Origin of the sequence: Bacteroides sp. 51, assembly GCF_010500965.1 — a bacterium.
In the GTDB taxonomy this organism is placed as follows: domain Bacteria; phylum Bacteroidota; class Bacteroidia; order Bacteroidales; family Bacteroidaceae; genus Bacteroides.
The window spans coordinates 65,488-91,410 of record NZ_QVMI01000016.1; the positions used below are offsets into that span (position 1 = coordinate 65,488).

Annotated in this window: 21 protein-coding genes, 4 tRNA genes and 1 pseudogene; 6 read left to right on the forward strand and 20 right to left on the reverse strand. The window is 40.2% G+C overall.

Going from position 1 to position 25,923, the window contains the following annotated elements; genetic code table 11:
* Positions 1 to 49: 49 nt before the first annotated feature.
* The 12 genes and pseudogenes from D0T87_RS13010 to D0T87_RS13065 all read right to left on the reverse strand — a co-directional run bounded on the left by D0T87_RS13010 (position 50) and on the right by D0T87_RS13065 (position 13,033).
* Positions 50 to 1,837 (reverse strand): hypothetical protein, encoded by a 1,788-nt coding sequence (locus D0T87_RS13010; RefSeq protein WP_163175572.1) that lies wholly within the window; start codon positions 1,835 to 1,837, stop codon positions 50 to 52.
* Between the two features lie 17 nt (positions 1,838 to 1,854).
* Positions 1,855 to 2,919, reverse strand: coding sequence for a hypothetical protein (locus tag D0T87_RS13015; RefSeq protein ID WP_163175573.1), 1,065 nt, complete (start codon positions 2,917 to 2,919; stop codon positions 1,855 to 1,857).
* A gap of 127 nt (positions 2,920 to 3,046) precedes the next feature.
* Positions 3,047 to 3,553 (reverse strand): anaerobic ribonucleoside-triphosphate reductase activating protein, encoded by a 507-nt coding sequence (nrdG, locus tag D0T87_RS13020; protein ID WP_163175574.1) that lies wholly within the window; start codon positions 3,551 to 3,553, stop codon positions 3,047 to 3,049.
* Positions 3,554 to 3,555: 2 nt separating this feature from the next.
* Positions 3,556 to 5,763, reverse strand: a complete 2,208-nt coding sequence (locus D0T87_RS13025; protein ID WP_163175575.1) for an anaerobic ribonucleoside triphosphate reductase — start codon at positions 5,761 to 5,763, stop codon at positions 3,556 to 3,558.
* A 475-nt stretch (positions 5,764 to 6,238) separates the two neighbouring features.
* On the reverse strand, positions 6,239 to 6,844 hold the full coding sequence (locus tag D0T87_RS13030) for a DUF4840 domain-containing protein (protein WP_163175576.1): 606 nt from the start codon (positions 6,842 to 6,844) through the stop codon (positions 6,239 to 6,241).
* 188 nt (positions 6,845 to 7,032) lie between these two features.
* Positions 7,033 to 8,937, reverse strand: a pseudogene (locus D0T87_RS13035) (UvrD-helicase domain-containing protein); the annotation flags it as partial.
* 76 nt (positions 8,938 to 9,013) lie between these two features.
* Positions 9,014 to 9,086, reverse strand: a tRNA-Gly gene (locus D0T87_RS13040).
* A gap of 16 nt (positions 9,087 to 9,102) precedes the next feature.
* Positions 9,103 to 9,186, reverse strand: a tRNA-Leu gene (locus D0T87_RS13045).
* A gap of 27 nt (positions 9,187 to 9,213) precedes the next feature.
* Positions 9,214 to 9,294: transfer RNA gene (locus D0T87_RS13050), tRNA-Leu, on the reverse strand.
* 6 nt (positions 9,295 to 9,300) lie between these two features.
* Positions 9,301 to 9,373, reverse strand: a tRNA-Gly gene (locus D0T87_RS13055).
* 86 nt (positions 9,374 to 9,459) lie between these two features.
* A complete protein-coding gene (gene nspC, locus D0T87_RS13060; RefSeq protein ID WP_163175578.1) occupies positions 9,460 to 10,593 on the reverse strand; it encodes a carboxynorspermidine decarboxylase in 1,134 nt (377 codons plus the stop codon).
* A gap of 115 nt (positions 10,594 to 10,708) precedes the next feature.
* Positions 10,709 to 13,033 (reverse strand): ATP-dependent helicase, encoded by a 2,325-nt coding sequence (locus D0T87_RS13065; RefSeq protein ID WP_163175579.1) that lies wholly within the window; start codon positions 13,031 to 13,033, stop codon positions 10,709 to 10,711.
* A gap of 139 nt (positions 13,034 to 13,172) precedes the next feature.
* On the opposite strand from D0T87_RS13065, the gene D0T87_RS13070 reads away from it, so the two are divergent.
* The 3 genes from D0T87_RS13070 to D0T87_RS13080 all read left to right on the forward strand — a co-directional run bounded on the left by D0T87_RS13070 (position 13,173) and on the right by D0T87_RS13080 (position 15,297).
* Positions 13,173 to 13,793: a superoxide dismutase gene (locus tag D0T87_RS13070; protein WP_163175580.1), complete on the forward strand. Its 621-nt coding sequence runs from the start codon at positions 13,173 to 13,175 to the stop codon at positions 13,791 to 13,793.
* A 299-nt stretch (positions 13,794 to 14,092) separates the two neighbouring features.
* On the forward strand, positions 14,093 to 14,617 hold the full coding sequence (locus D0T87_RS13075; protein WP_163175581.1) for a hypothetical protein: 525 nt from the start codon (positions 14,093 to 14,095) through the stop codon (positions 14,615 to 14,617).
* Between the two features lie 71 nt (positions 14,618 to 14,688).
* Positions 14,689 to 15,297, forward strand: coding sequence for a thiamine phosphate synthase (locus tag D0T87_RS13080; RefSeq protein WP_163175582.1), 609 nt, complete (start codon positions 14,689 to 14,691; stop codon positions 15,295 to 15,297).
* Between the two features lie 75 nt (positions 15,298 to 15,372).
* Here D0T87_RS13080 and D0T87_RS13085 read toward each other — a convergent pair whose 3' ends face one another.
* The 5 genes from D0T87_RS13085 to D0T87_RS13105 form a co-directional block, all read right to left on the reverse strand.
* Positions 15,373 to 16,197, reverse strand: coding sequence for an aldo/keto reductase (locus D0T87_RS13085; protein ID WP_203558684.1), 825 nt, complete (start codon positions 16,195 to 16,197; stop codon positions 15,373 to 15,375).
* Positions 16,198 to 16,277: 80 nt separating this feature from the next.
* Complete coding sequence (gene nhaA, locus D0T87_RS13090) at positions 16,278 to 17,597, reverse strand: Na+/H+ antiporter NhaA (RefSeq protein WP_163175584.1); 1,320 nt, start codon at positions 17,595 to 17,597, stop codon at positions 16,278 to 16,280.
* A 101-nt stretch (positions 17,598 to 17,698) separates the two neighbouring features.
* Complete coding sequence (gene lepA, locus D0T87_RS13095; protein WP_163175585.1) at positions 17,699 to 19,480, reverse strand: translation elongation factor 4; 1,782 nt, start codon at positions 19,478 to 19,480, stop codon at positions 17,699 to 17,701.
* A 118-nt stretch (positions 19,481 to 19,598) separates the two neighbouring features.
* A complete protein-coding gene (locus D0T87_RS13100) occupies positions 19,599 to 19,802 on the reverse strand; it encodes a winged helix-turn-helix domain-containing protein (protein ID WP_163175586.1) in 204 nt (67 codons plus the stop codon).
* A gap of 162 nt (positions 19,803 to 19,964) precedes the next feature.
* Positions 19,965 to 20,414, reverse strand: a complete 450-nt coding sequence (locus D0T87_RS13105; protein ID WP_163175587.1) for a C-GCAxxG-C-C family protein — start codon at positions 20,412 to 20,414, stop codon at positions 19,965 to 19,967.
* Between the two features lie 245 nt (positions 20,415 to 20,659).
* On the opposite strand from D0T87_RS13105, the gene D0T87_RS13110 reads away from it, so the two are divergent.
* Entirely contained in the window at positions 20,660 to 21,067 is a 408-nt protein-coding gene (locus D0T87_RS13110; RefSeq protein WP_163175588.1) for a secondary thiamine-phosphate synthase enzyme YjbQ, read from the forward strand.
* On the opposite strand, the gene D0T87_RS13115 is transcribed toward D0T87_RS13110, so the two are convergent.
* The 3 genes from D0T87_RS13115 to D0T87_RS13125 are packed head-to-tail and all read right to left on the reverse strand — an operon-like array spanning position 21,060 to position 23,930.
* Positions 21,060 to 21,821, reverse strand: coding sequence for an exodeoxyribonuclease III (locus D0T87_RS13115; RefSeq protein WP_163175589.1), 762 nt, complete (start codon positions 21,819 to 21,821; stop codon positions 21,060 to 21,062). The two genes, D0T87_RS13110 and D0T87_RS13115, sit on opposite strands and share 8 nt — an antisense overlap.
* A 12-nt stretch (positions 21,822 to 21,833) precedes the next feature.
* Positions 21,834 to 22,232 carry a hypothetical protein gene (locus D0T87_RS13120; protein ID WP_163175590.1) on the reverse strand — a complete coding sequence of 133 codons (399 nt, stop codon included), beginning with the start codon at positions 22,230 to 22,232 and terminating at the stop codon, positions 21,834 to 21,836.
* 30 nt (positions 22,233 to 22,262) lie between these two features.
* Positions 22,263 to 23,930: a formate--tetrahydrofolate ligase gene (locus D0T87_RS13125; RefSeq protein WP_163175591.1), complete on the reverse strand. Its 1,668-nt coding sequence runs from the start codon at positions 23,928 to 23,930 to the stop codon at positions 22,263 to 22,265.
* A gap of 85 nt (positions 23,931 to 24,015) precedes the next feature.
* On the opposite strand from D0T87_RS13125, the gene D0T87_RS13130 reads away from it, so the two are divergent.
* Positions 24,016 to 24,819 carry a patatin-like phospholipase family protein gene (locus D0T87_RS13130; protein ID WP_163175592.1) on the forward strand — a complete coding sequence of 268 codons (804 nt, stop codon included), beginning with the start codon at positions 24,016 to 24,018 and terminating at the stop codon, positions 24,817 to 24,819.
* Positions 24,807 to 25,862 (forward strand): Gfo/Idh/MocA family oxidoreductase, encoded by a 1,056-nt coding sequence (locus tag D0T87_RS13135; protein WP_163175593.1) that lies wholly within the window; start codon positions 24,807 to 24,809, stop codon positions 25,860 to 25,862. Before D0T87_RS13130 ends, D0T87_RS13135 begins: the two co-directional genes overlap by 13 nt.
* The last annotated feature ends 61 nt before the right edge of the window (positions 25,863 to 25,923 follow it).

Here is a 25,923-nt window from a genome sequence, read left to right on the forward strand (position 1 = left end):
GGCGTATATATTCACCCCAAGGTTATAAGCCTTGGGGTTTTTAATTATATTATTCTACTATCTTCGAATATATTGCCCGGGGAGCATTTTTGAGCTCACGGAACTTTGCGGCATATTCTTTCGGAAATTCATTCCAATACGTAGCACGGGGCAATTGGCGAAGTGCATTACTCCCCGAGGGACCCTGGTCATGACAATGTTTCACCAGCGAATATACCACTTCATATTTATCGGCAATATCACGTTTCATTATCATAGAAGTAATTTCCAGCAAGTATTTTCTGGTCTTCTCTCCTGCCCTAACCAATTCCCGGTTATATCTTTCGGATGGAACAGGCTCCAAGGCATTCAAAACCTGTAGCAATACTTCTATATTTTCTTCTTCATCAATTCGCTCTAATGTTTCATACAATCGTTCTACCCATCTATTATCAACAGAAGCCGACGCGCTTCCGGATTCATCGATAACGCAAAGCGTAGCCACATCTTCTATATTAATGTTCTTATTCTGATAATGAGATACAAAGTTCTCATAAATCTGGGCCTCAGAATCTCCCCTTTGCACACAAGCGTTCAGATATGTTTTATAGAACGGCTGTTTCCATTCAGATTCAACCATGTTATGAACAATCTTCTCATAAAACGCCACAGCTTGTTCCGTATCCAATTCCTGAATAGCATCAATAATAGCACATGAGAGTGCGCTTGCCGGCTTAGCTAATGCATTTTTTTTCTTCTTAATTATTTCATTATAACCTTCATGGAGTAGAATTTCAGAGAAAAAGTCAAAGATATCCAATCGCCCCTTTACCTTCAGAATAGAAATACCCAATCGAAGGTTACTGAAATGATCAGCTTCTGCCTTCTTGTTAGCAATAAGTATATGATTGAATAGATCTTTTACCTGCCCCAAAACATCATTGAAAGTATATTGAAGTCCTGTCTGTGACAAAGCTTTTACTAACAATTCAATATCGCCTCTGTTCTTTTTCTTAAGAGCCTTAATATAAAGTTCATACAATTTCTTTTCACCCTTCTCTGTTTTCAAGCTGGCTAGTCCGGAATATGCCATTTCTTTGAATAGCTTCTGGGAGCTTTCGGCTAACTCTATAATCCGGTCTTCATAGGCTACATCCTTCGAAATATATTGAACAATCGTTATCTGTAATGAAATTGCATTACTTTCCATTATTTCGCCCAAAAGCTCATCCAGTCCGTCGTATTGCAGTTCGCAAAGCAGTGTCAAGCGCCTCAGATTATCATCCTTATCATTACATTCGAAATCATTCAGCAGAAATGAGAGCATCTTATCTCCCAAATCATGCCTGATGATATCCTCTGCAAGCTCTACAACCTCCATCTCATTATCCGCCAAAGCCCGGTTTAAATATGGATAGACCCTGAAATCATCAAACAGCTTTTGCTCGCGGGCTTTCCGGATAACCTCCAATCGTTCTTTCCCAACTCCTGTCAGTGCATCTATCAAAGGCTTTAGTTCCAGAAATGAATGTTGCGAAACACCTATATCACTCATATTAAATACAGGCACCTGTTCTATTTTCTCCTCACCGGCAACAATAGCCTCTCCATGCAAACGCAATAAGTACTTCAGAGAAGCATATATTCTAGATAGAAGTTCTACATATCCCGATACCCCAGGCTGTATCAACGCCTTGAGGTGTACAACCAAGTTATGATATGCTGCATCTTCTTCTGTGTGTTTTTCCAGTAAAGGAAGCATTCTGGTTATACGCGGATTGTTTCTGGCAAGCCGTATACCATTTATATATATACGGTCCAGTTCGAGCTTTAATTCGTATAGTAATTTAGCATCCATAATCTTGATATTTTTTATCAATACAAAAGGCGAATAATTCTATTGGAAGTGATAATAGATAATGGTTTCACAGAAAATAAATTCGATTGAATATCTTCATTAACCTCTACCAGCAATGCATACCCTTCGGGATTTGCCGGCAATATGGCACGCAACAATTCCGATGTCGGAGCATTATCTTCCGGTAAATCCATAACAGTCAACAAACCACCTTGTCCATCTTCCAAAACAAGATGACCACCATTAATGAACGCCTTATGTAGCTTAATCAATACAGCAGGAGTCGGTTCGGCCAAAGGGTCTTTGAAACTTTCTTTCATTCTATTTACTACAACCGCATAATCTGTTTCAGCATTTCCTAATAGAGTTTTTATATCACTAGATTTTACTTTTCTTTTTTTTGCTTCTTTCCAACGTATTCTACTATTTATTTCTCCCGGGTAAACAAACATGAGTTTCGGTTTCACCACCTCCGGTTCCGTATCATTACCCTTTATAAATCGTACAACTTTGGCAGGACGAATCTTGCATACATAATGAATCTTTCCAGTTTTTAAATTAAACCAATAGCCTTTGTCTGTAAATGTCATTTTCTCAGTATCTTTCGTACTATTAAACGATAACTGAATGATTTCGGCACCCTTTTCATACATTTTATATTCCAGAAGGTTTATATTCTTCCACCAAAAACCGATATGGCTTTCCACCATCGAAGTTATATCAAGCTCAGCACCCTCAATACGTAGTTTAAGAAATTCCTTGATCTGCCCCACCACAACCAACAAGTAGCTCACATGAGCCACAAGGTTGGGGTACATTTTAGGATTGTTTGCATAATAAAGTAGAGAAAAGAAATGTCTGAAGTCTCTTAAAATACCAGGAGAATAATAACCGTCCAATCCTTCTATATCATAACATATCTCCTCCCTGTATTCAATGTCAACAGATGAAATTCCCATCTGAAGCACATCTTCTAAGATCCTTTCAGCTTCCTCTATTGTTCGTTGCTGTCTTCTAGCTACAGTAATCATCCATTCACTATTCCCTCTCGGTGTTTCGATCTCCTCTTTCATTTTATTCATAATTAAACCTCCATTATTTCAGCAATCTCCAATAGTGTTAAGCTATTCACCCTACGAAGATAAATATTTTTTCTTTTGCAATCCATCTGTTTTACCACAAAAGCCATTAACAAAAAATCCTTTCCCATTATAATGGGAAAGGATTATATTGATAAATTACTATTTTATTTTCTCGCAAAGATGACTGTACATCAATCAAGCGCTGATTTTTACTCCCCCGGAAAAGTAGTGCTTCATTACGTAAAGACTCTTCAAATCTTCCATCAACAAGCACGTCAATATAAGGCAGCAAAGCAGCCTGCTTTTTATTTTTCAATATAGACTCGAAAGTAAAACCGGTATAACACCATATACTTTTCCGGCTTCGCTCCTTTATTTCTTTAGCTAATTCGGTGAATCCCTCAGGCTGAAAGAGCGGATCGCCACCACTAAAGGTAACATTAGCAAAATCGTCGGCCAGAACTTTATTCAGTAACACATCGGTAGAAACCGAAGTTCCCCGGCCAATATCCCAGGATTCAGGATTATGGCATCCCGGACATCGTTGCGAACATCCGGCTGCATAAATTGCAGTTCTAAAACCAGGGCCATCTACCGTTGTATCTTCAATTACATCTAAGATAGAAAGCGTCATGGCTATTGATGAATAACGCGATCATTCAACTCAGCCAGTTTTGCACTATTCCAACGATTGGTTGTACCTACAAGATAACCGGTAATACGTTGCAATTTATCCAAATGATCGCTTCCGCAATGAGGACACACTTCCTGGTTGGCTACTGCATTTTCATATCCGCAGTCCAAACAGCGGGTACGGTTATGATTTACCGACCCGTAGCCGATATTGTATTTATCCATCATATCCACCACTTGCAGTATAGCATCCGGATTATGTGTCGCGTCGCCATCTATTTCTACATAAAAGATATGTCCGCCACGGGTCAGATCGTGATAAGGTGCTTCTATTTCTGCTTTATGACGGGCACTACATTTATAATATACCGGGATATGGTTTGAATTAGTATAATAATCACGATTAGTTATTCCAGGCAACGAACCGTATTTACGTCTGTCACGGGCAGTAAACTTACCGGATAAGCCTTCGGCAGGAGTAGCCAGAACGCTATAATTATGCTGATATGACTCACTGAACTGATTTACACGATCACGCATATAGGTAACAATCTTCAATCCAAATTCCTGTGCTTCTGCATCTTCACCATGATGTTTACCCAAAAGAGCAACTAAACATTCAGCTAAACCAATGTATCCAATTCCGAGAGTACCCTGATTGATAACTGAACTGATAGTATCCGTTGGTCCCAGCTTCTCTGCACCTACCCAAAGGGCCGTCATTAACAGAGGAAATTGTTTAGCAAATGCTGTTTTCTGAAACTCAAAACGCTCATGCAACTGTTTGGCAGCAAGGTCAAGCATGTTATCCAGCTTGGAAAAGAACAAAGCAATACGTTCTTCTTTCTTCTCTACTTTCATGCACTCAAGTGCCAGACCTACAATATTTATGGTCGAAAAAGAGATGTTTCCTCGTCCGATAGAAGTTTTAGGTCCGAACCGGTTTTCATATACACGGGTGCGGCACCCCATGGTTGCCACTTCATGTTCGTATCTTCTCGGATCATTTGCATCCCACTCTTCGCTTTGGTTAAATGTGGCATCCAGATTCAGGAAATTAGGAAAGAACCGGCGAGCAGAAACTTTTGCGGCCATCTGGTAAAGGTCGTAATTACGATCTTCGGGCAGATAATTTACCCCACGTTTCTTTTTCCATATCTGAATAGGGAAAATAGCAGTTTCACCATTTCCTACCCCCCGATAAGTACTTCTCATGATTTCGCGCATAATGCAACGTCCCTCGGCCGAAGTATCCGTTCCATAATTAATAGAACTAAATACAACCTGGTTTCCACCACGCGAATGGATGGTATTCATGTTATGGATAAACGCTTCCATGGCCTGATGTACACGGGATACAGTCTGGTTTATAGCATGTTGAACAATACGCTTTTCACCTTCCAGATCATCAAGAGACAGTGCCAGGTAATCATCTATTTCTACTTCGTATAAATGCGCATAGTCTTTACCATTCAGCTTTTCCAGTGTTTTCATTTCCTCAATAAAGCTGGCACGAACATAAGGAGCCAGATAAAAGTCAAATGCAGGAATTGATTGACCGCCATGCATCTCATTCTGGGCTGTTTCTAAAGAAATACACCCAAGAATACTGGCCGTTTCAATACGTTTAGCCGGGCGGGATTCACCATGCCCCGCAGAAAATCCATGTTGCAAAATACGATCCAGCGGATGTTGCACACAGGTTAGACTCTTTGTTGGATAGTAATCTTTATCGTGGATATGGAGATAATTAGCAGCAATAGCATCTTTTACTTCATCACTTAATAGATAGTCATCCACAAACGGCTTGGTGGTTTCACTAGAAAACTTCATCATCATACCCGCCGGAGTATCTGCATTCATATTTGCATTCTCACGTGTTATATCATTGGATTTTATATCGATAATCTCCAAAAACATATCGCGCGTTTTTGCCTTACGGGCAATACTGCGCTGATTACGGTATGCAATGTATTTTTTTGCAACATCTTTACGGCTACTTTCCATCAAAGCAACCTCCACAGCATCCTGAATTGCTTCTACAGTCATCTGTGATTTTCCTTTGAAAGATATATGATCCGTTATCTGGCTTACTAATTGTCTATCTTCACCCCTCTCTGTGTGTAGCATAGCTTTACGAATGGCGGTAGCGATTTTATCCTCATTAAAACCTACTACACGACCGTCTCTCTTTATAACTGTTTGTATCATGGGTTCATTGCTCTGTTATTCTTCTACAAAGTTACGTTTATATTCTATACGATTATACTTTTGGAAAACTTTACTGGCGTTAATTTTTGTAAAATAGCTAATAACCAGATCATTAAAAAAAGTTTTAGAAAACTTTTATAAAAAGCAGGCGAGAAATAGTTTTCTAAAACAGAGCACCTTTAAATCTTCCGGAGCAATAAGAATGAATAAATATTTTTCATCATATAAACATGAAAAGAAACACGTTTCACACTATTGAGTATGAGGACATTAAACCTTAATATGAAAGATAGATTGAAAAGAAAAAGTGCTTCCCTTCCGGAAGCACTTTCATGAAAGAACAAGTGGTCAGTTATAGCAATAGCCAATTTTGAGACACAAGCAAACAAACAGAAGAAAGCCATCTATGACCACCGTCAATTCAAAACATAGTTACAAATCTTAAATATACTCAAGTAAGATTAATCGGTTTAGGTTATTGTTTATTTAGGTAGAAGTTATAATAAAGAGGGCTATAAGAATCAACTGGTTCATCATTCACCTTTATTTCTTTTGCCTCCAGGTTGAACTTCAAAATCTTATCGGAATAAGCTGATTTTTCATTTTCAGGAACAGAAATAGTTACCTTCACATTCTTTTCCACCTCAACTTCTTCCTCGGTTACTTTATAAGTAAACTCCATTGGTTTAGGATCAAGAACCATGCCAATACTATCTTGCACCTGATTTAATTGACCTTTATACCCAACCTTGAAGTTCACTTCATCCATTGATTCAACAATATCAGCCGCATTGTCTTCACCTTCTATAGCTGCAATAATGTTTTCAACCGGGAAATTCTCGAAACGAATTGTATCATTATTCACAGTAGCGGTTACGTCAATCCCAGCCGGAGCTTCACTTTTAGCAACACGATTTAATACTGTAGAAGTAACAGACATTTTACCCTTATAAGAGCCATATACATCAGTTACGGCAGGAGTTTTAGGATCGTCATCATCGCTACATGAAGTGAACGAAACAACTGTAGTTAAGGCAGCAATAAAAAAGATTGATTTTTTCAAATTAAGGATTGTTTTCATTTTACTTTTTTTTAATTTAATGTGATTAACTGTATAGCACAATGCTGCTGCCGGCAATAATGCATCATGCCTGTAATAAGTGTACGTACAACAATATAAACTCTGATTTATCTATTATACTGCATCAAAAACTAAAAAAAATAAGAAAAAAAACTCAATTATTTGATAAGTCACTGTAACACTATTAGTTACAAAATCAATTTATTTAGTCCTCCACTATAAGTCAAGGTTAGCTTATGCATTGCTCTTGTTACGGCAATATAAAGCATTCCTCTATCTATTTCAGAAGAATAGTTTTCGCTATTCACCTGAGGAATTATCACCTCATCAAACTCTAATCCTTTTGCCACATGAGCAGAGGTAACAACAATTCCATTCACAAAAGCCGAGCTACTACTCGACAGGAAATAAATATCTTCTATCACGCCTTTTAAACATTCGGCCAACTCTTTTGCCTGTTGCTCGGTTTTGCAAATTATTCCAAGAGAACGACTTTCAGTTGCTTTAAAGGCAGCAACCAAATCAATTATACCATAGATTTCTTTTTCTCTACTTTTATAGTTTATTAATCTGGGTTGCTCGCCATGCCTTGCAACAGGTTCGAGATCTTTACTCATTCGAATTTTCTGTGCAAAATCTGTAATTTCATAAGTTGAACGATAGCTTTTACACAATTTCATAATCTGCCCTGTTACAAAGGATTTTTGAATTAAATCTGCATTTGAAGAGCCATAAGGGTTAACAGATTGACCTGCATCGCCAAGAATTGTTTTACGGCAAGAATATAGTTTTTGAATTACTTTATATTGAACCGGAGAATAATCCTGCATCTCGTCAATCAGAAGATGCTTTACACAAGTTTGCCCCTTCTTCCCATCTAAAGCTATATGAAGATATGCTAAAGGGGCCAGGTCAGCATACTCAAGAATCCGGTTTTTGCGCATCTTAAACATATCAGGTCTTCCAGCCCACTCAAAGAACTCTTTATAAACCTGCAAGTCATTATTGGCAGCGAACATTTTTTTAATTTCATTTCTCAATGCATTGCGTTCAGCTCTGGCAACAGTTATCTGATACTTTATTCCCATCATCTCAAGGATATAATCCGTCATTATTTCAAAGCGCATACGCATTGGATATCGGTTGAAACGACGAAATTGTTCATCAATAAAGCCTGCGGGGATGGTGACATACTTTGTTAGTCTGACATCTACAGCCTTAAAATAATTGTTCTCGATATGCAAAATAAACCGGTCCAGTTGTGAAACAAAATCAAACGATGCTTTATACTGTATCCGTTCAATAAATCCGGAAGCAGGTTTATCTAGTAACTCCGCCACCTGCTCAAAGAAAGTCTGGTATTTGTATTTGTTTTCTAATACTTCCGAAAGAATCTGATCCATAGTCGTTTCAGGAACATTTTCTTCTCCAAGTTCAGGTAATACGTTGGATATATAATCAGCAAAAACTTTATTTGGTGAGATTATCAATATGTCTTTGGATGTGAGATCACCCTTCATCGCATATAATAAATAGGCTATGCGATGCAATGCAATAGATGTTTTACCCGAACCGGCTACTCCTTGTATAATCAGTACATGTGCATCTTCATTGCGGATAATCTTATTTTGCTCCCGCTGGATGGTAGCAACAATATTTCTCATCTTATCATCTGCATTCACACTAAGCTCCTTCTGGAGGATTTCGTCATGAACTGCCAGAGAGCTTTCAATCATAAATTCCATCCTCCCATTCCGGATGCGATATTGACGCCTGAGCAGTATTTCTCCTATTATTTCACCTGTGGGAGATTGATAAGATGCAGCGCCCAGCTCGCTATCATAGAACATTCCTGAAATAGGTGCACGCCAATCATAAATCAGATTTACTTTGTTCTTGGGATCATAAAAGGTATGTATTCCTATGTAGACTGGCAGGACGGAACTTTCCTGCCCTTTTTCTCTGAAATCCAGGCGCCCGAAATAAGGTATATCGAGAATCTTGCCCATCCGTCCACGTTTATTGATAACCTTTTCACCCAATGCATAATGATTAAGAATGCTTTCTCTCATTGAGCGAATTTCATGCGGATCCCACAAATTGAGGTTGTAAAAAAAAACAAAGCTGTGGTTAAACTAAAAAAGCTTCCCAAAAAGGAAGCCTTATCAGAGCGAAAGACGGGATTCGAACCCGCGACCCTAACCTTGGCAAGGTTATGCTCTACCAACTGAGCTACTTTCGCATTTTTCTATTTTCTGTGAAGAGAATGAGACTCGAACTCACACGACATAACTGTCACTACCCCCTCAAAGTAGCGCGTCTACCAATTCCGCCATCTCTCCATTCTCTCAATGATCACTTTTAGGGTGTGCCCAGAACAAGACTCGAACTTGCACGTCTCTCAACACTCGCACCTGAAACGAGCGCGTCTACCATTCCGCCACCTGGGCCGCTAGAGCGAAAGACGGGATTCGAACCCGCGACCCTAACCTTGGCAAGGTTATGCTCTACCAACTGAGCTACTTTCGCGATTGCGGATGCAAAGGTATTGAAAATCTCTAAACTTGCAAATAATCTATTTACTTTTTTCGCCATAAGATTTAAACTTCCAAAGCTCAACTCATTCTATCCCGATAATCTTCATACTGGAATTGCTTGTAAATTATAGCCTTAACATCTGAGGTCCACAAAGCAATAGCCGGATGGTGAATACCGTTGAACATATTTGTTTTCACCATAGTATAATGAATCATATCTTCAAAAACAATTCGCTCGCCAATTTGTAATTCATGATCGAAACTCCAGTTACCCATATAATCACCGCTCAAGCAAGAGTTTCCACCCAAACGATATATATACGGTCCGGAATCTCCCATTTCAGCGCCTCTAACAGTCGGTTGATAAGGCATTTCCAGACAGTCGGGCATGTGACAGGTAAAGCTGACATTCAGGATGGCGGTTTTAATACCGCGACTTTCTACAATATCCACGACTTCCGAAGTCAAAACTCCGGTTTGCCATGTGAAAGCAGAGCCAGGCTCTAAAATGATCTGAAGATGGGGGTAACGGGATTTCAGCCCTTTCAGAAGTGCAATCAGATGATTCGTATCGTAATCTTTTCTGGTCATCAAGTGTCCGCCACCCAGGTTCAGCCATTTGATTTGTGAAAACCATCGGGAGAATTTCTCTTCAATATGTTGCAGTGTATGCTCCAATTCAAAGGAAGAAGATTCGCAATGGCAATGACAATGAAAGCCGTCAATGCCTACCGGTAAAGTATCCGGCAAAAGATCGGCTGTTAGCCCAAAGCGAGTACCAGGGGCGCAGGGATTATATAGTTCGGTTTCCACTTCCGAGTATTCCGGGTTAATCCGGATACCACAAGAAATTCCTTCTTTAACCGTCATTGAATAAAACCGGTGAAACTGCAACAGGGAATTAAATGTGATATGGCTACTACAGCGCATAATTTCGGGAAAATCATCTTCAGTATAAGCGGGCGAATAGGTATGTGCTTTACTGCCGAACTCTTCTAAAGCCAAACGGGCTTCATATACCGAACTGGCAGTAGAATGTTCAATATAATCCCGGAATATAGGAAACGAACGCCACATGGCAAATGATTTAAAAGCAAGAATTATTTCCACTCCGGCTTGCTCTTTCACATTCCGGATGAGGTCTAAATTCTTTCTTAAAAGATCTTCTTCCATGATATAACAAGGAGAAGGAAACTGAGAAAAATCTACCATATTTGAGGTTTTAAGATTTTATCAGGAGCTAGTAGTAAGTAGTTAGTAGTAAGGTTAAAGAGCCATACCACAAGGAAAAGATAAGACCTAACTACTGACTACTAGCTACTGACTACTAATTCAATATTTTAAAACGGGCAAAACGCAACAACAACTGTTTATCTCCGGCATTACGGAAATGAATAGTAGCCTTCATATTATCGCCTGTTCCTTCAATGTTAATCACTTCGCCAATTCCAAATCGCTCATGTTCAATCGTTTGTCCGACCTGCAAATCTGTTAATGGTGCAGACGACCGGGTGGGTGGCAAAGCCCCTACACGTTTCAAAGTGCGGGGAGCGGTTGAGGAAGGTGCATTTTCCGCTTCACGTTTAGGAGGAATCGAAGCAGGAGGAGAAGCAACTTGCCTTTCACGTTGCTCGTTCCGGAAACGACTGGCTCTTTCATCCACTCTGTTACTGATTCCGGCTTCTTCGGGCAAGGATAAATAACAGGTATCAATATCTCTCAGAAAACGGCTTGGACTACTGAATTCCATTTTGCCATATCGGAAACGGGATTTGGCATAAGATAAAAAGCAATGATCTTCTGCGCGGGTAATAGCGACATAAAAAAGCCTGCGCTCTTCTTCCATTGCCTGCGGAGAATAACCCGACATTCCACTCGGGAAAAGATTTTCTTCCAAGCCAACAACAAAAACATTTGGAAATTCCAGCCCTTTGGCCGAGTGGACAGTCATCAAAGTCACTTTCTTATCATCACCTTCTTTATCCGAATCCTGATCGGTCAACAAAGATACTTCCGACAGGAAGTCACTCAAGGAAATGTTTGTATTTCCTTCTTCCATCCGTTCCGAGCAGTATTCATGCATACCATTAACCAATTCTTCTATATTTTCTTTGCGACTCAGGTTCTCCGGGGTATTATCCTGACTGATCTCATTCATAATGCCCGACTTGCGAATGATTTCCGTTCCTATCTCATATGCATTCTTTTCATATTGCATTTCGATGAACTCTTCTATCAATTCCCGGAACTTCTGCAACTTCGCCAATGTATTCTTATTCAGTTCCAAACCAAAGGTAGAAGGCTCACACATTGCCTGCCATAAGCTGACGTTGTTGCTTACCGCTGCGTCAATTATTTTCCCCAAAGTCGTATCACCGATTCCACGTGCCGGATAATTGATAATTCGCTTGAAAGCCTCTTCATCATCGGGGTTCACAAGCAACCGGAAATAGGCAATGGCATCTTTAATTTCCTTTCGTTGGTAAAAAGAAAGACCACCATAGATTTTATATGGAACAGAGCGCTTGCGCAGAGCCTCTTCAAAAACACGGCTTTGAGCATTCGTACGATACAAAATTGCAAAGTCGGCATACTCATAATCCTTTCTACGCCGCATTTCAGTTATTTTGTTCACTACAATCTCCGCTTCTTCCACATCCGAGTATGCCTGAAACACTCCGATAGCCTCTCCCCTCTCTTTTTCCGAGAAAACAGCCTTTCTTATCTGCCTTTCATTCTTCTCTATCAAGCTGTTTGCAGCACTTACAATGGTTTTAGTGGAACGGTAATTTTGTTCCAGTTTAAATATTTTCGTTTTCGGATAAAGCGTAGAAAAGTTAAGTATATTGTCAATATTTGCACCTCTAAAAGAATAGATACTCTGGGCGTCATCTCCCACTACACAAAGCATCTGGCTCTCCTTGCTCAACTGCAATACAATCATGTGTTGTGCATAGTTTGTGTCCTGATACTCATCTACTAAAATGTAACGGAATTGTGTACGATACTTTTCCAGTATCTCCGGAAAATCGCGGAATAGAATGAAGGTATAGAACAACAGGTCATCAAAATCCATAGCACCCGATTGCCGGCAACGATCCCAGTAGCGACTATAAATATCGCGTACAGCAGGCATTTTAGCTGCATTATCACTTTCATAAGCCTCTTTATTGGCAGCATAGGCAGATGGTGAAACCAGGTGATTCTTTGCGTTGGATATACGAGCTTGCACGTTTCCCGGTTTATACATCTTTTCATCCAATCCCATCTCTTTTATGATGGAACGGATCAGGCTTTTAGAATCCGATGTATCGTATATGGTAAACTGTGAAGTGAATCCCAGCGAAGCCGCCTCGGCACGTAATATTCTGGAGAAAATAGAGTGGAATGTTCCCATCCATAACCGGCGCGCACGCTGCTCTCCCACTTTTTTACCTATACGTTCTTTCATCTCCCGGGCTGCTTTATTGGTGAAAGTCAGGGCCAGGATATTCCAAGGCTCGTATCCATGCTCCAAAAGATAGGCTATCTTATAAGTCAGTACACGCGTTTTGCCAGATCCCGCACCTGCAATGACAAGTGACGGACCATCGTTATACACCACCGCCGCGCACTGGCTGTCGTTAAGTTCTTTGATATAGTCTGTTGACATGCTATTTTATGTCTATTGAATTAAGTTTCCGATTGATAATATCTATGCAAAGATAGAAGAAATTTCGTTCAGAACAGAACATTTTCAGGGTAGAGACTGTTATCTTTATATCGAAATAATAATTTCAATCCCGAATATTATGAATACAATATTAATATCTTTAATAATGACAGTTATGACTTACGAAATGCCAAAACTTCCTTATGCAGACAATGCATTGGAACCAGTTATTAGTCAGCAGACTATTCAATTCCATTACGGAAAGCACTTACAGACTTATGTAAATAACCTGAACAATCTTGTTCCAGGCACCGAATATGAAGGTAAAACAGTTGAAGAAATTGTAGCAAAAGCACCCGACGGCGCAGTATTTAACAACGCCGGACAGGTATTGAATCATGCGCTTTACTTTACTCAGTTCACTCCTAACCAGAAAAGTGCTGAGCCAACAGGTAAGCTTGCAGAAGCGATCAAACGTGACTTCGGTAGCTTTGCAGACTTCAAAAAGAAATTCAATGAAGCATCTGTAGGATTGTTCGGTTCGGGTTGGGCTTGGCTATCAGCCGATAAAACCGGTAAGCTACATATTACGAAAGAAACAAATGGTAGCAATCCTGTTCGTGCGGGACTTAACCCTCTGTTGGGATTCGACGTATGGGAACACTCCTATTATCTGGATTACCAAAACCGTCGCGCAGACCATGTTGAAGCCCTTTGGAAAATTATCAACTGGGAAGAAGTAGAAAAGCGTTATAAATAAGTAGTATATACGCTCTCATACTGATCTCTACTCAGGATTATAAGAGATACATTGCTCATCTCCTAATGATAATCGGATTATCATTAGGAGATTTTTTATTTTCAATAAGAGATGCCATCGACCAGATGTACGACTAGTCAGTGACCAGATGTACAACTGGTCACTGACTAGTCGTACATCTGGTCGATATTATGAATAAAAGATATTCTTGTGTCAAGTAAGAGATAAATGAATTATGACTAGAAGTTGAACGATGTTCATTACTTTTTATTTAATTTGCCATCTAAAGTAAAAATCAAATGGAAAGAATTACAAATTACAAAGAGTATCTGGCTCAACCCATATATAGGCTTTCCTTACATAAAATTGTTGATTCTGTCAGCGTTTATCCGGAAGACTTTGATATCGTTTACAAACTAATCAAAGACCCGCAAGAGAAAGTTTCCTGGCGAGCAGCTTGGGCATGCGAAAAGATCTTTGAAAAATATCCGGATTTTCTGGAAGGCAAACAAAAAGAGTTGATCGCTATCGTAATGAATAACAAACATAGTGGCACGCGACGGATCTTACTTTCCATTCTATTGGAGCTTCCGGCTCCCGAACCACTTCCTGTTGACTTTCTTGATTTCTGCTTTAACAATATGCTGGATTTAAACCAGGCCATAGCTACACAAGCACTTTGCATCAAGATGTCTTACAAACTATGCCTTCTTGAGCCGGAGCTTCTTCCGGAATTAAAACTATATCTGGAGAACGCGGAACCCGAATATTACTCGCCCGGCGTAAAAAGCTGTATAAGAAACGTTCTCAAAAGGCTTAACTAACAAATTTTCACAATAAACGTAGAGGCTCGAAGCACTATTTTGTTAACTTTGCTTATATAATAGGTTAAGGTATGAAGCTCATTGTAATCACTAGTCCCACTTTTTTTGTGGAAGAGGATAAAATCATTACAGTCCTCTTTGAAGAAGGACTGGATATACTACATCTCAGAAAGCCTGAAACCTCTGCCATGTATTCAGAGAGGTTGCTAACACTGATCCCCGAGAAATATCATAAACGGATCGTTACCCATGAACATTTTTACCTGAAGGAAGAGTTCAAACTCATGGGTATTCATCTTAATTCCCGCAATCCGCGAGAGCCGCACGATTATGCAGGACACATCAGCTGTTCATGCCGCACCCTCGAAGAAGTGGCCAGGAAAAAGCATTTCTACGACTATGTTTTCCTGAAAGCCATGTACGAACATGATCCGCATGGGGGAAAACTATTCAACTTTACCGCCGAAGAAATACGCGAAGCCGCTAAGAATGGAATTATAGATACCGAAGTGATGGCCTTCGGAGGAATCACCCCCGAAAACATACTCGAAGTAAAAGACTTTGGATTCGGAGGAGCCGTCATCATGAATGATCTATGGAACAAGTTCGACCCTTGCAGCGATCGCAACTACAAGGGAATCATCGAACATTTCAAGCACCTCAAAGAAATGGCCGACTAGGCAGAGAGGGCAGCGAGGGCAGCGAGGCGCTGCACCCATGTTTCCATGCGGTGGGGATAGTGGCTCTCTATAATGCTAAAAGTCGAAATGATCGGGATCTGAACCTACACGTTTATTTCTATTCAGTGCGCTAATCTGTGCGATCTCCTCATCCGATAGTTTAAAATCAAATATATCAATATTCTCTGCCAATCGTTTTTCATTTGATGACTTTGGAATGACAACTACTCCACGTTGATGATCCCAACGTAAAATAATCTGAGCTGGCGATTTTTCGTGCTTTTCGGCTATATCAATAATTATTTTTTCATTAAATAAATTGAATTTATTAGCAGCAAACGGACTCCATGCTTCTACACGGATACCATTCTCATTGCAATAATCTAAATCCTCCTGTTGAACAAGATACGGATGTAGTTCGATTTGATTTACCGCCGGAGTAATTGTACTTACATCTTTTAGTTCTTCCAAATGATGTTTCTTGAAGTTGCTTACACCAATTGCTTTTGCCCGTCCGGTATTATAAATTTCTTCAAATATCTTCCAGGTTTCTTTAAATTTACCGGGTACCGGCCAGTGAATCAGATAAAGATCTACATAATCAGTACCCAATTTCCTTAAACTATCTTCAAAAGCCTGTCTGACAGTTCCCTGTCGCTGATCTTCATTCCATACTTTTGTTGTTATAAACACTTCCTTGCGTGGAATACCCGAACTTTGTATCGCTTTGCCCACCGCTTCTTCATTATCATAATAAGCAGCCGTATCAATATGACGATACCCCATAGCCAGTGCTTTTTCAATTACAATCTGGGTGTCATCATCATTATCCATTCTGAAAACACCAAGTCCCACCCATGGCATCTCAACACCATTGTTTAGTTTTACTTTTTCTGTCATATCTTTCATTTATTACAATTCCAATAGCTTTATAACAGAGATGAATATTGATTTGTTGTGCATCAATACTACTTTATTTGCTATTGCTTACGTGGCAATACTCTGGATAACAAGAAGAAACCAATAACACCCGCCAGAAGCGAACCACCAAGCACGCCGACCTTTGCCTGGTTCAATAGAACCGGATCAGTTTCTCCAAATGAAAGATTCGCTATAAACAATGATACAGTAAACCCAATACCTCCTAACAGTGAGACTCCGGCAAGATTCTTCCAGTTCATCCCTACAGGCATCGGTACCAGTTTGGATTTAATGGCCATCCAGGTAAAACTAAATATGCCAATAAACTTACCAACAACCAAGCCCAACATAACTCCGATAGCTACACTGCCGAAAATCTCTCCGCTTCCACCACCCAACGTTACTCCGGCATTAGCAAAAGCAAAAAGTGGCAACACAACAAAGCTTACCGTATTATGCAGATTATCTTCCAACGATTGTAATGTACTGATTACACGGTCGGATGCGGTTTCCACACGTTTCAACTTAGCGATTTGCTGATTAGTAAGCACAATCTCTGTTCCATCTTCGGCCATAGTCGGGAATGTTTTTATAATACGGCGGATACGCTCCACATATTTACCCGCATTCAAACGAGGACGGGCAGGAATCATAAATGCAAGAATCACTCCGGCAATTGTGCTATGAATACCCGATTGCATAAACAGATACCAGGCAATGATACCACCAATTACAAATACTGCTTTACTCGTCGTACGGCGCATTCCCAGCAAATACAGAATCACAAATACCAATGCAGCCCACAATAAATAGGATACAGCAACATGAGAACTATAGAAAATGGCAATTACAAGAATTCCACCTATATCATCTACCACAGCAAAAGCAGTAAGGAAAATCTTCAAACAAAGCGGCACACGTTGCCCCAACAAACTAAGTACCCCAAGCGAAAACGCAATATCCGTAGCCATCGGAATAGCCAGTCCATGTCCCCCCGGAGATCCTGTTGGGCAAACCAGCGTATACATAATAACAGGAATAATCATCCCGCCACAAGCTGCTATAAACGGCAAACTTGCTTTTCGGAACGAGGATAATTCACCAACCAACAATTCACGCTTAATCTCCAGCCCTACAGCCAGGAAGAAAATGGTCATAAACCCATCATTAATCAACTGCAAAACAGTCATGGCATGCCCACCATGCGAGAACAGGTTGAAATCTCCGATCTGGAGATGAACTTCCATTGCAAGGAACTGATGATAGTAAGGCGCCAAAGGAGAGTTTGCCAGGATAGCAGCAGCAACGGCGGTTACAAACAGGAGAACACTAGCGAAAATGTTCATGAAAGATAAATACCTTCTTCGTAAAAAAGCCATAGGGTATAGTATTTAAAGATTATAAGATCAAAAGGTTTTCGTGTGCGACCAACAAAAAAAGGGTTAAAAAGAGGTCACACCCCTTCTTAACCCTAATATCGTTAATCCAGTTTTAATACAGCAAGGAAAGCTTTCTGCGGCACCTCCACATTTCCAATCTGCTTCATACGCTTCTTTCCTTTTTTCTGTTTTTCCAATAGCTTTCGCTTACGGCTGATATCACCACCATAACATTTGGCGGTCACATCTTTACGTACTGCTTTTATCGTTTCACGCGCTATGATCTTAGAACCGATAGCCGCCTGAATAGCAATATCAAACTGTTGCCTTGGTATCAGCTCTTTCAGCTTCTCGCACATCCGTCGTCCAAAATCATACGCATTATCGAAATGAGTCAATGTAGACAGTGCATCCACAGGCTCTCCATTCAACAGAATATCCAGTTTCACCAGCTTCGAAGCACGGAACCCATCCATGTGATAATCGAACGAGGCATATCCTTTGGAAATACTTTTCAATTTATCATAGAAGTCAATCACAATCTCCCCTAAAGGCATACTGTAATGAATTTCCACACGATTTCCTGAAATATATTCCTGCTTCAATAACTCACCACGTTTACCTAAACAAAGCGTCATGATTGGGCCAATATAATCGGTAGCTGTAATCACCGATGCTTTAATATAAGGTTCTTCGATATGATCAATCAGAGTCAGGTCGGGCATTCCACCGGGGTTATGCACTTCTGTCATTGTACCTTGCTTGTCATACACCTGGTAAGATACGTTCGGCACGGTAGTGATCACATTCATATCAAACTCCCTATCCAGACGTTCCTGTACAATTTCCATGTGTAAAAGTCCGAGAAAGCCACAACGGAACCCGAAACCTAAAGCCAGTGAAGACTCCGGTTGAAAGGTCAATGAAGCATCATTCAACTGTAACTTCTCCAAAGATGAACGCAGGTTTTCATAATCCTCGGCTTCGATCGGGTAAACTCCGGCAAACACCATCGGTTTCACTTCTTCAAAACCGGAGATTGCATTCGCAGCCGGACGCGCTATGTGGGTAATCGTATCTCCCACCTTCACCTCACGTGATGTTTTAATTCCCGAGATTATATATCCTACATCCCCCGTACGAAGTTCTTTACGTGGAAGCATCTGCATTTTCAATACACCGATCTCATCCGCATCATACTCTTTACCGGTATTTATAAACTTCACCTTATCTCCTGTGCGAATCACGCCGTTTGTAATCTTGATATAAGCAATGATACCACGGAAAGAATTGAATACCGAGTCAAAGATCAATGCCTGTAATGGTGCTTCTTCGTCTCCCTTAGGATGAGGAACACGCTCAATAACAGCAGCGAGTATCTCTTCTACACCCATCCCTGTCTTACCGGATGCGCGAATAATTTCTTCACGTTTACAACCCAGAAGATCTATAATTTCATCTTCCACTTCTTCAGGCATTGCACTTGCCATATCGCACTTATTTACAATAGGAATAATTTCCAGATCGTGGTCAATGGCCATATATAGATTAGAAATAGTCTGTGCCTGCACTCCCTGCGAAGCATCTACAATAAGCAATGCTCCTTCACACGCAGCTATTGATCGGGATACCTCATACGAGAAGTCAACATGCCCCGGGGTGTCGATCAGATTCAGAATATACTTCTCATTATTATATGTATATTCCATCTGTATGGCATGACTTTTGATGGTAATCCCCCTCTCCTTTTCAAGGTCCATATCATCGAGCATTTGCCCGCCTGTAACCTGAATGGTTTTAGTGAATTCCAGTAAACGGTCTGCCAATGTGGATTTTCCGTGGTCAATATGAGCAATAATACAAAAGTTGCGTATATTTTTCATGCAAGTTTATTTTCTAATTTTGGTGTGCAAAGATACGTAAATGCCGGAATAAAAAAAAATGCGTTGATAACATTCGAAATGTATCAACGCACTTTTTTATAGGTCGTGTAAGTTCTCCTTAGTTCAGAGTAACGAAAATATCACCTTCAACTTCACTTGTAGAGATTTTATCTTCTCTAAGCAACCAGCCAAGACCTAAATAAAGATCTTTGTCTGCTTTTAGTTTAGCGGCTTTTTTAATTTCCTTACCTGTTAGTCCTTTTGTTTCATTCAGTGCATTCCAGATTTCACCTGCAATTTCACCTGCTTTTACTTTCAACATTTGCTTTAAAGTTTGGGTTTAACATGCCAATACCGGACACATAAAATATAATCCGGATTATATTTTCACGGCAAAGATAGGCATTTTATATGTTATATAACACATTCCATTCTTTTTTTTTAGACTTATTGTAATAAAAAGTGTTGCTTGAACCCATTTTTATCATTTTTGAAGATATTCAGACCAAATCCGGGCAGCTTCTTCTACAATTTTTAAGCAAGGGCGCTTGGCATAATACTGGTCTGTTCGCTCTTCCGGATTAGATGAAATCGGTGTATTTTTACGAAGTTCCAGCAGCTCACGGCAAATTAGTGCTCCGTTGCGTTCTTTAAATATAGCAGCCAACTCTTGCACAAGCGCATAGTTCTGTGCCTTAGCCTCTTTGTCTTTTCCATCAATGGCTCCTGTTTCTAATCCTGCCAAAATAAATAACCCGCACGCCGCTCCGCACGTCTCACGCATACGCCCTATTCCGCCGCCAAATGAGGCTGACATTCTTAATGCTTGTTCTTCTGTAAAACCGTATAAATCGGCAAATGCGGTTGCTACCGACTGCGAACAGTTATAACCACTCTTAAATAATTCTATAGCTTTTTGTACTCTGTTTTCCATTTCTAAATTCCCTCTGTTTTACAGAAAATTTAAAAGATATATATACGGTTTGTCTACATTATAAGGCGTCATTGTAAAGCTTCTTAAATTTGCATAAAAACCATAGTCAACATCTACCTTTTTTTCTATTTTCCGTAACTTTAAATAATATAGGATGCACCTTAACATAACTTGCAAATGAATTTGCAGTTCTGTCTTCGACTTTCCTTATATTTGTATTTTATTTATTATATATTATTACACTTATGGCAACCACCTTTGACATTCAATTACCACACTATCCCCGGGGATTTCATATCATCACCCGGAACATCATATCCAACCTACCGGAACTACCAGAGAACGGTTTATTGGTTGTTTTCATTAAACATACCAGTGCTGCGCTTACAATTAACGAGAATGCCGATCCTGATGTACGGAAAGACTTTAATTCATTCTTCAACCGGCTTGTGCCTGATGGTGCATCTTATTTTGTGCATACCCTGGAAGGTCCCGACGATATGAGCGCACATATTAAATCCTCCCTTCTCGGATCATCTGTTACTATACCTATAAAGAACCACCGTCTTAACCTCGGTACCTGGCAGGGTATCTACCTATGCGAGTTTCGTGACGGTGGCGATAGTCGTAAGTTAAGTATAACTATTATATAAGTTCCAGCACCATGGGGCAATGATCGGAGTGTACCGCATCATTCAGGATATAGGCATCTTTAATCTGCGGTTTAACCGACTCACTGACCATACAGTAATCAATCCGCCATCCTTTGTTCTTCGCCCGTGAATTAAACCGGTAGCTCCACCAAGTGTATTCCTGCTTTAACGGATATAGATATCTGAACGTATCAATGAAACCTTCTGCCAGAAAACCAGTCATCCATTCGCGTTCTTCCGGCAAGAATCCGCTGTTGGTGGCGTTCCGTATCGGATCATGGATATCAATCGGCTCATGACAAATATTGTAATCGCCACAAAGAATCAGTTTCTTACGCGTTTTCTGCAATTCAATGACATATTTCTGAAAGGCCTCCAGCCATTCCATTTTAAAGGCTTGCCGTTCATCTCCGCTTGTTCCTGAAGGGTGATAAACACTCACAATAGATAAGTCCCCATAATCGGCACGGATAAAACGTCCTTCATTATCATAAAGATTTATTCCCATTCCATATTCCACATGGTCGGGTTCTTTCTTCACCAAAAGCGCTACTCCACTATATCCTTTCTTCTGCGCCGAATACAAATAAGTTTTATACCCCAGCGCTTCAAAGACTTCCATGGGACATTGATCGGGTTGCAACTTCGTTTCTTGCACACATAATACATCAGGATTTTCCTGTGCCAACCATTGAGGCAACCCTTTGGTTATGGCAGCCCGCAACCCGTTTACGTTATACGTTATTATTTTCATAAGTAAATTATTTTAATACATATCTGGCGTGATAACTACCCGGAAAAGCTCATTGCCATTACTACCCGAAAAATAGACATATTTCATTGTAACATGGTGGTTGCGGTGGATGGTCAATCCGGTAGCTTTTTTAACTTCTATAGGCAGTTGTTCCTGAAGTTCTTGCCGTTTTTGATTAGCAACTTCTATATTATCAGCATCACCGATAAGAGTATAATAATAATGAAAAGTATTATCAGTAGTAGTATACCGGATACTATCAGCGCGTGTATAATTGTCAATCATCATTGGACATAAGCGATTTTGTTCTTCTGCCTCTTCTGCAAACATCTTTTCTTTGGAAGACGAGCAAGAAGAAAGGAACGAGAGTAAAAGACCGATAATGGTTACAAATACAAATGGATATCGCATAATTATAGTTTTTAAATTATGAGTTTAAGTTTAACTAAGCCCTTCTATCTCTCCATTCACAATATCAATATGTAGTGCTTGTGGCTCTTTGGGCAGTCCCGGCATGCGAAGCATTTCACCCACTACTGCTACAATCATTTCGGCTCCATTGTTAATCACAATATCACGGATATGTAATTCAAAATTCTCAGCTACTCCATATAGCTTCGGATTTCCGGAAAATGAATATTGTGTTTTAGCTATACAGATCGGAAAATGAGAAATACCCATTTTATCAATCATTTGAATAGACTTACGAGCCTCAGGACTATACGTCACCTCATTAGCACCATAGAGTTTCCGGGCAACTTTCTCGATCTTCTCACACACTGTATCAGCTTCGTTGTATGTAAACTGCAATGCTGCCGATGGTTGCTCTTCAATGGTTTTCACAACTAGCTCGGCCAATCCTACCGCACCTTCACCTCCATCAGTAAATGCATTATTCACAGCAAAACCAACTCCATTTTTAGCACAGTGTTGACGTACCAATTCTATTTCTTCATCTGTATCCGAAGCATATTTATTAAATGCCACAACTACAGATTGACCAAAAGAACGTAGATTGCGAACATGTTTATCCAGATTCTTTAAACCTTCCAAAACACCTTCCTTATTGGGTTCCCTGATATGTTCTACACTTACATGTCCATGCATTTTCAACCCTTGTAAAGTAGCAACGATCACAGTCAACCGTGGTTGTAGCCCAGCTTTTCTACATTTGATATTATAGAACTTTTCAGCCCCTAAATCTGCTCCAAAGCCAGCTTCTGTTACCACATAATCTCCATAAGTCATTGCCATTCTGGTTGCCAGAATAGAATTACATCCATGTGCTATATTAGCAAACGGACCGCCATGCACAAAGGCCGGGGTATTTTCTGTGGTCTGTACCAGATTAGGATTAATGGAATCTTTCAATAATATGGCAATTGCTCCTGCCACTCCCAGATCTTTCACTGTAAACGGCTTATCATCATAAGTAAAGCCCAGCAGAACATTCTCTATCCTTCTGCGCAAATCTTCCTGGCTACTTGCCAGACAAAGGATAGCCATAATCTCCGATGCTGTCGTTATATCAAACCCTGCTTGCTGAGTAATACCATTCGTTTTAGGCCCCAGGCCTGTAACGATACTACGCAACGATCGGTCGTTTACGTCCAACACTCTACGCCACAAAATATCTTTCAAGCCAAATCCATTAGCTTTATTCTGATACAGATAATTATCCAACAAGGCCGAAATCATATTATGTGCCGAAGTTATGGCATGGAAGTCTCCTGTGAAGTGCAAGTTAATCTTATCCATCGGTAATACCTGTGCATATCCACCACCGGCAGCCCCACCTTTCATACCGAAACATGGTCCTAACGAAGGCTCACGTAGTGCCACTATGGCATTCTTACCTATTTTATTTAACCCTAAGGTCAAACCGATAGACACGGTTGTCTTTCCGATTCCTGCTTTCGTTGGCGTAATTGCAGTCACCAATATCAGGTTACTTTTTTCAACTTTTTCTTCATTGATCAGTTTCACGGGAATTTTGGCAATATATCTTCCATAATTCTCTACTTCTTCACGGGGAATCCCGGCACAAACGGCCACCTGTTTGATCTTCTTCAGCTCTATACTGCGGGCTATTTCTATATCTGACTTCATAATTCTACATATTTCCAATGAAAAACAACAAAGTTAATAAAACCATGAAGAATTATTTATTAATTTCGTAGCAAAATTTAGAGATATGAGTGAAAATATACAGTCGGAAAAGCCGAGGAATATAGGTTTCGCCCTCAGTGGTGGTTTTATCAAGGGGTTTGCCCATCTTGGGGTTATGCAAGCATTAAAAGAACATGATATCACTCCGGACATTATTTCGGGTGTGAGTGCCGGAGCATTAGTTGGAGCTTTTTGTGCGGATGGTAATGAGCCATACCGGGTATTAGATTATTTTGCCGGACATAAGTTTCAAGATCTCACCAAACTTGTTATCCCGAAACAAGGATTATTCGATCTTTGCGAGTTTATTGATTTTTTAAAAAGCAACTTGAAAACCAAGAATATCGAAGATCTCAAAACGCCCCTCATTATCACTGCAACAGATCTTGACCATGGCAAAAGTGTACACTTCCGCAAAGGTGAACTAGCAATACGTATTGCAGCTTCTTGCTGTATGCCTGTTATGTTTGCACCTATCTGTATAGATAAAATACATTATGTGGATGGTGGGGTTTTCATGAACCTGCCGGTTTCCACATTGCGCCGGGAATGTGAAAAGGTGGTAGCTATTAACGTAAGCCCGTTGGTGGCCAGTGAATATAAAATGAATATTGTAAATATCGCCATGCGTGCCTATAACTTTATGTTTCGTGCCAATACATTTCCTCAACGTGAAAGTTGTGATCTGCTGATTGAGCCTTACAACCTGCATGGATACAGTAATCATGAATTAGAGAAAGCCGAAGAAATTTTCGAGCAAGGGTATAATACGGCAAACGAAACCCTGGCTCGCCTTAAAGAAGAAAAACAATGTGTATGGAAACAATAAAAACCGGAATCGCTTCGTATGGTATGTCAGGGCAGGTATTTCATGCTCCTTTTATCTATACTAATCCACATTTCCAACTTTGCAGTATTGTAGAGCGCAGTAAAGAACTATCTAAAGAAAGGTATCCTGATGCTACGATTGTACGCAGTCTGCCCGAACTGTTGGCAGATAAGGATATTGAACTGGTCATAGTTAATACGCCGGACAGCACGCATTATGAGTATGCTAAGATGGCGCTTGAAGCAGGAAAACATGTTATTGTTGAGAAGCCATTTACTACGGATACCGCTCAGGCAGAAGAACTTATCACGCTGGCTAAAACCAAAGGTTTGATGCTTAGCGTATATCAAAACCGCAGATGGGATGCCGATTTTCTTACTGTAAAAGAGATTATTAATAAAGGATTACTTGGCCGTCTGGTAGAATTTGAATCTACCTTTGCCCGCTATCGCAATTTTATCAAACCGGATACTTGGAAAGAAACCGGAACCGCCGGTGGAGGCATGACTTATAATCTTGGTTCCCATCTCATTGATCAGGCCATTCAACTTTTTGGAATACCCGAGGCTGTATATGCCAATATTGCGACCCTGCGTACCGGTGGTCATGTAGACGATTATTTCCAGATCAATCTACTTCGTCCGGAACTCAACCCCGAATTACGTATTACTCTGAAAGCCAGCTACCTGATGCGCGAACCGGAACCCCGTTTTGTATTGCATGGTACACTGGGTTCTTACGTTAAACATGGACTGGATATTCAAGAGGAAAACCTGATTAGTGGTAAGATGCCCGATGAACCCAACTGGGGTGAAGAGGACGAACAAAACTGGGGACTACTTAACACTGAAGTAAACGGTGAACCGCTTTATGGCAAGTATCCCAGTCTACCAGGGGACTATAATGCTTTTTATCAAAATGTTTACGAACATCTACGTTTAGGTAAACCTTTAACCACCGATGCGTGTTATGTTTCCAATGTAATTCGCATTATTGAAGCGGCTTACAAAAGTAGTTATGAAGAAAAAGTTATATCATTATAATGAAACGCAGATTTACACAGATATAATAATAAAGATTAAAGAATCTGTGTAAATCTGCGTT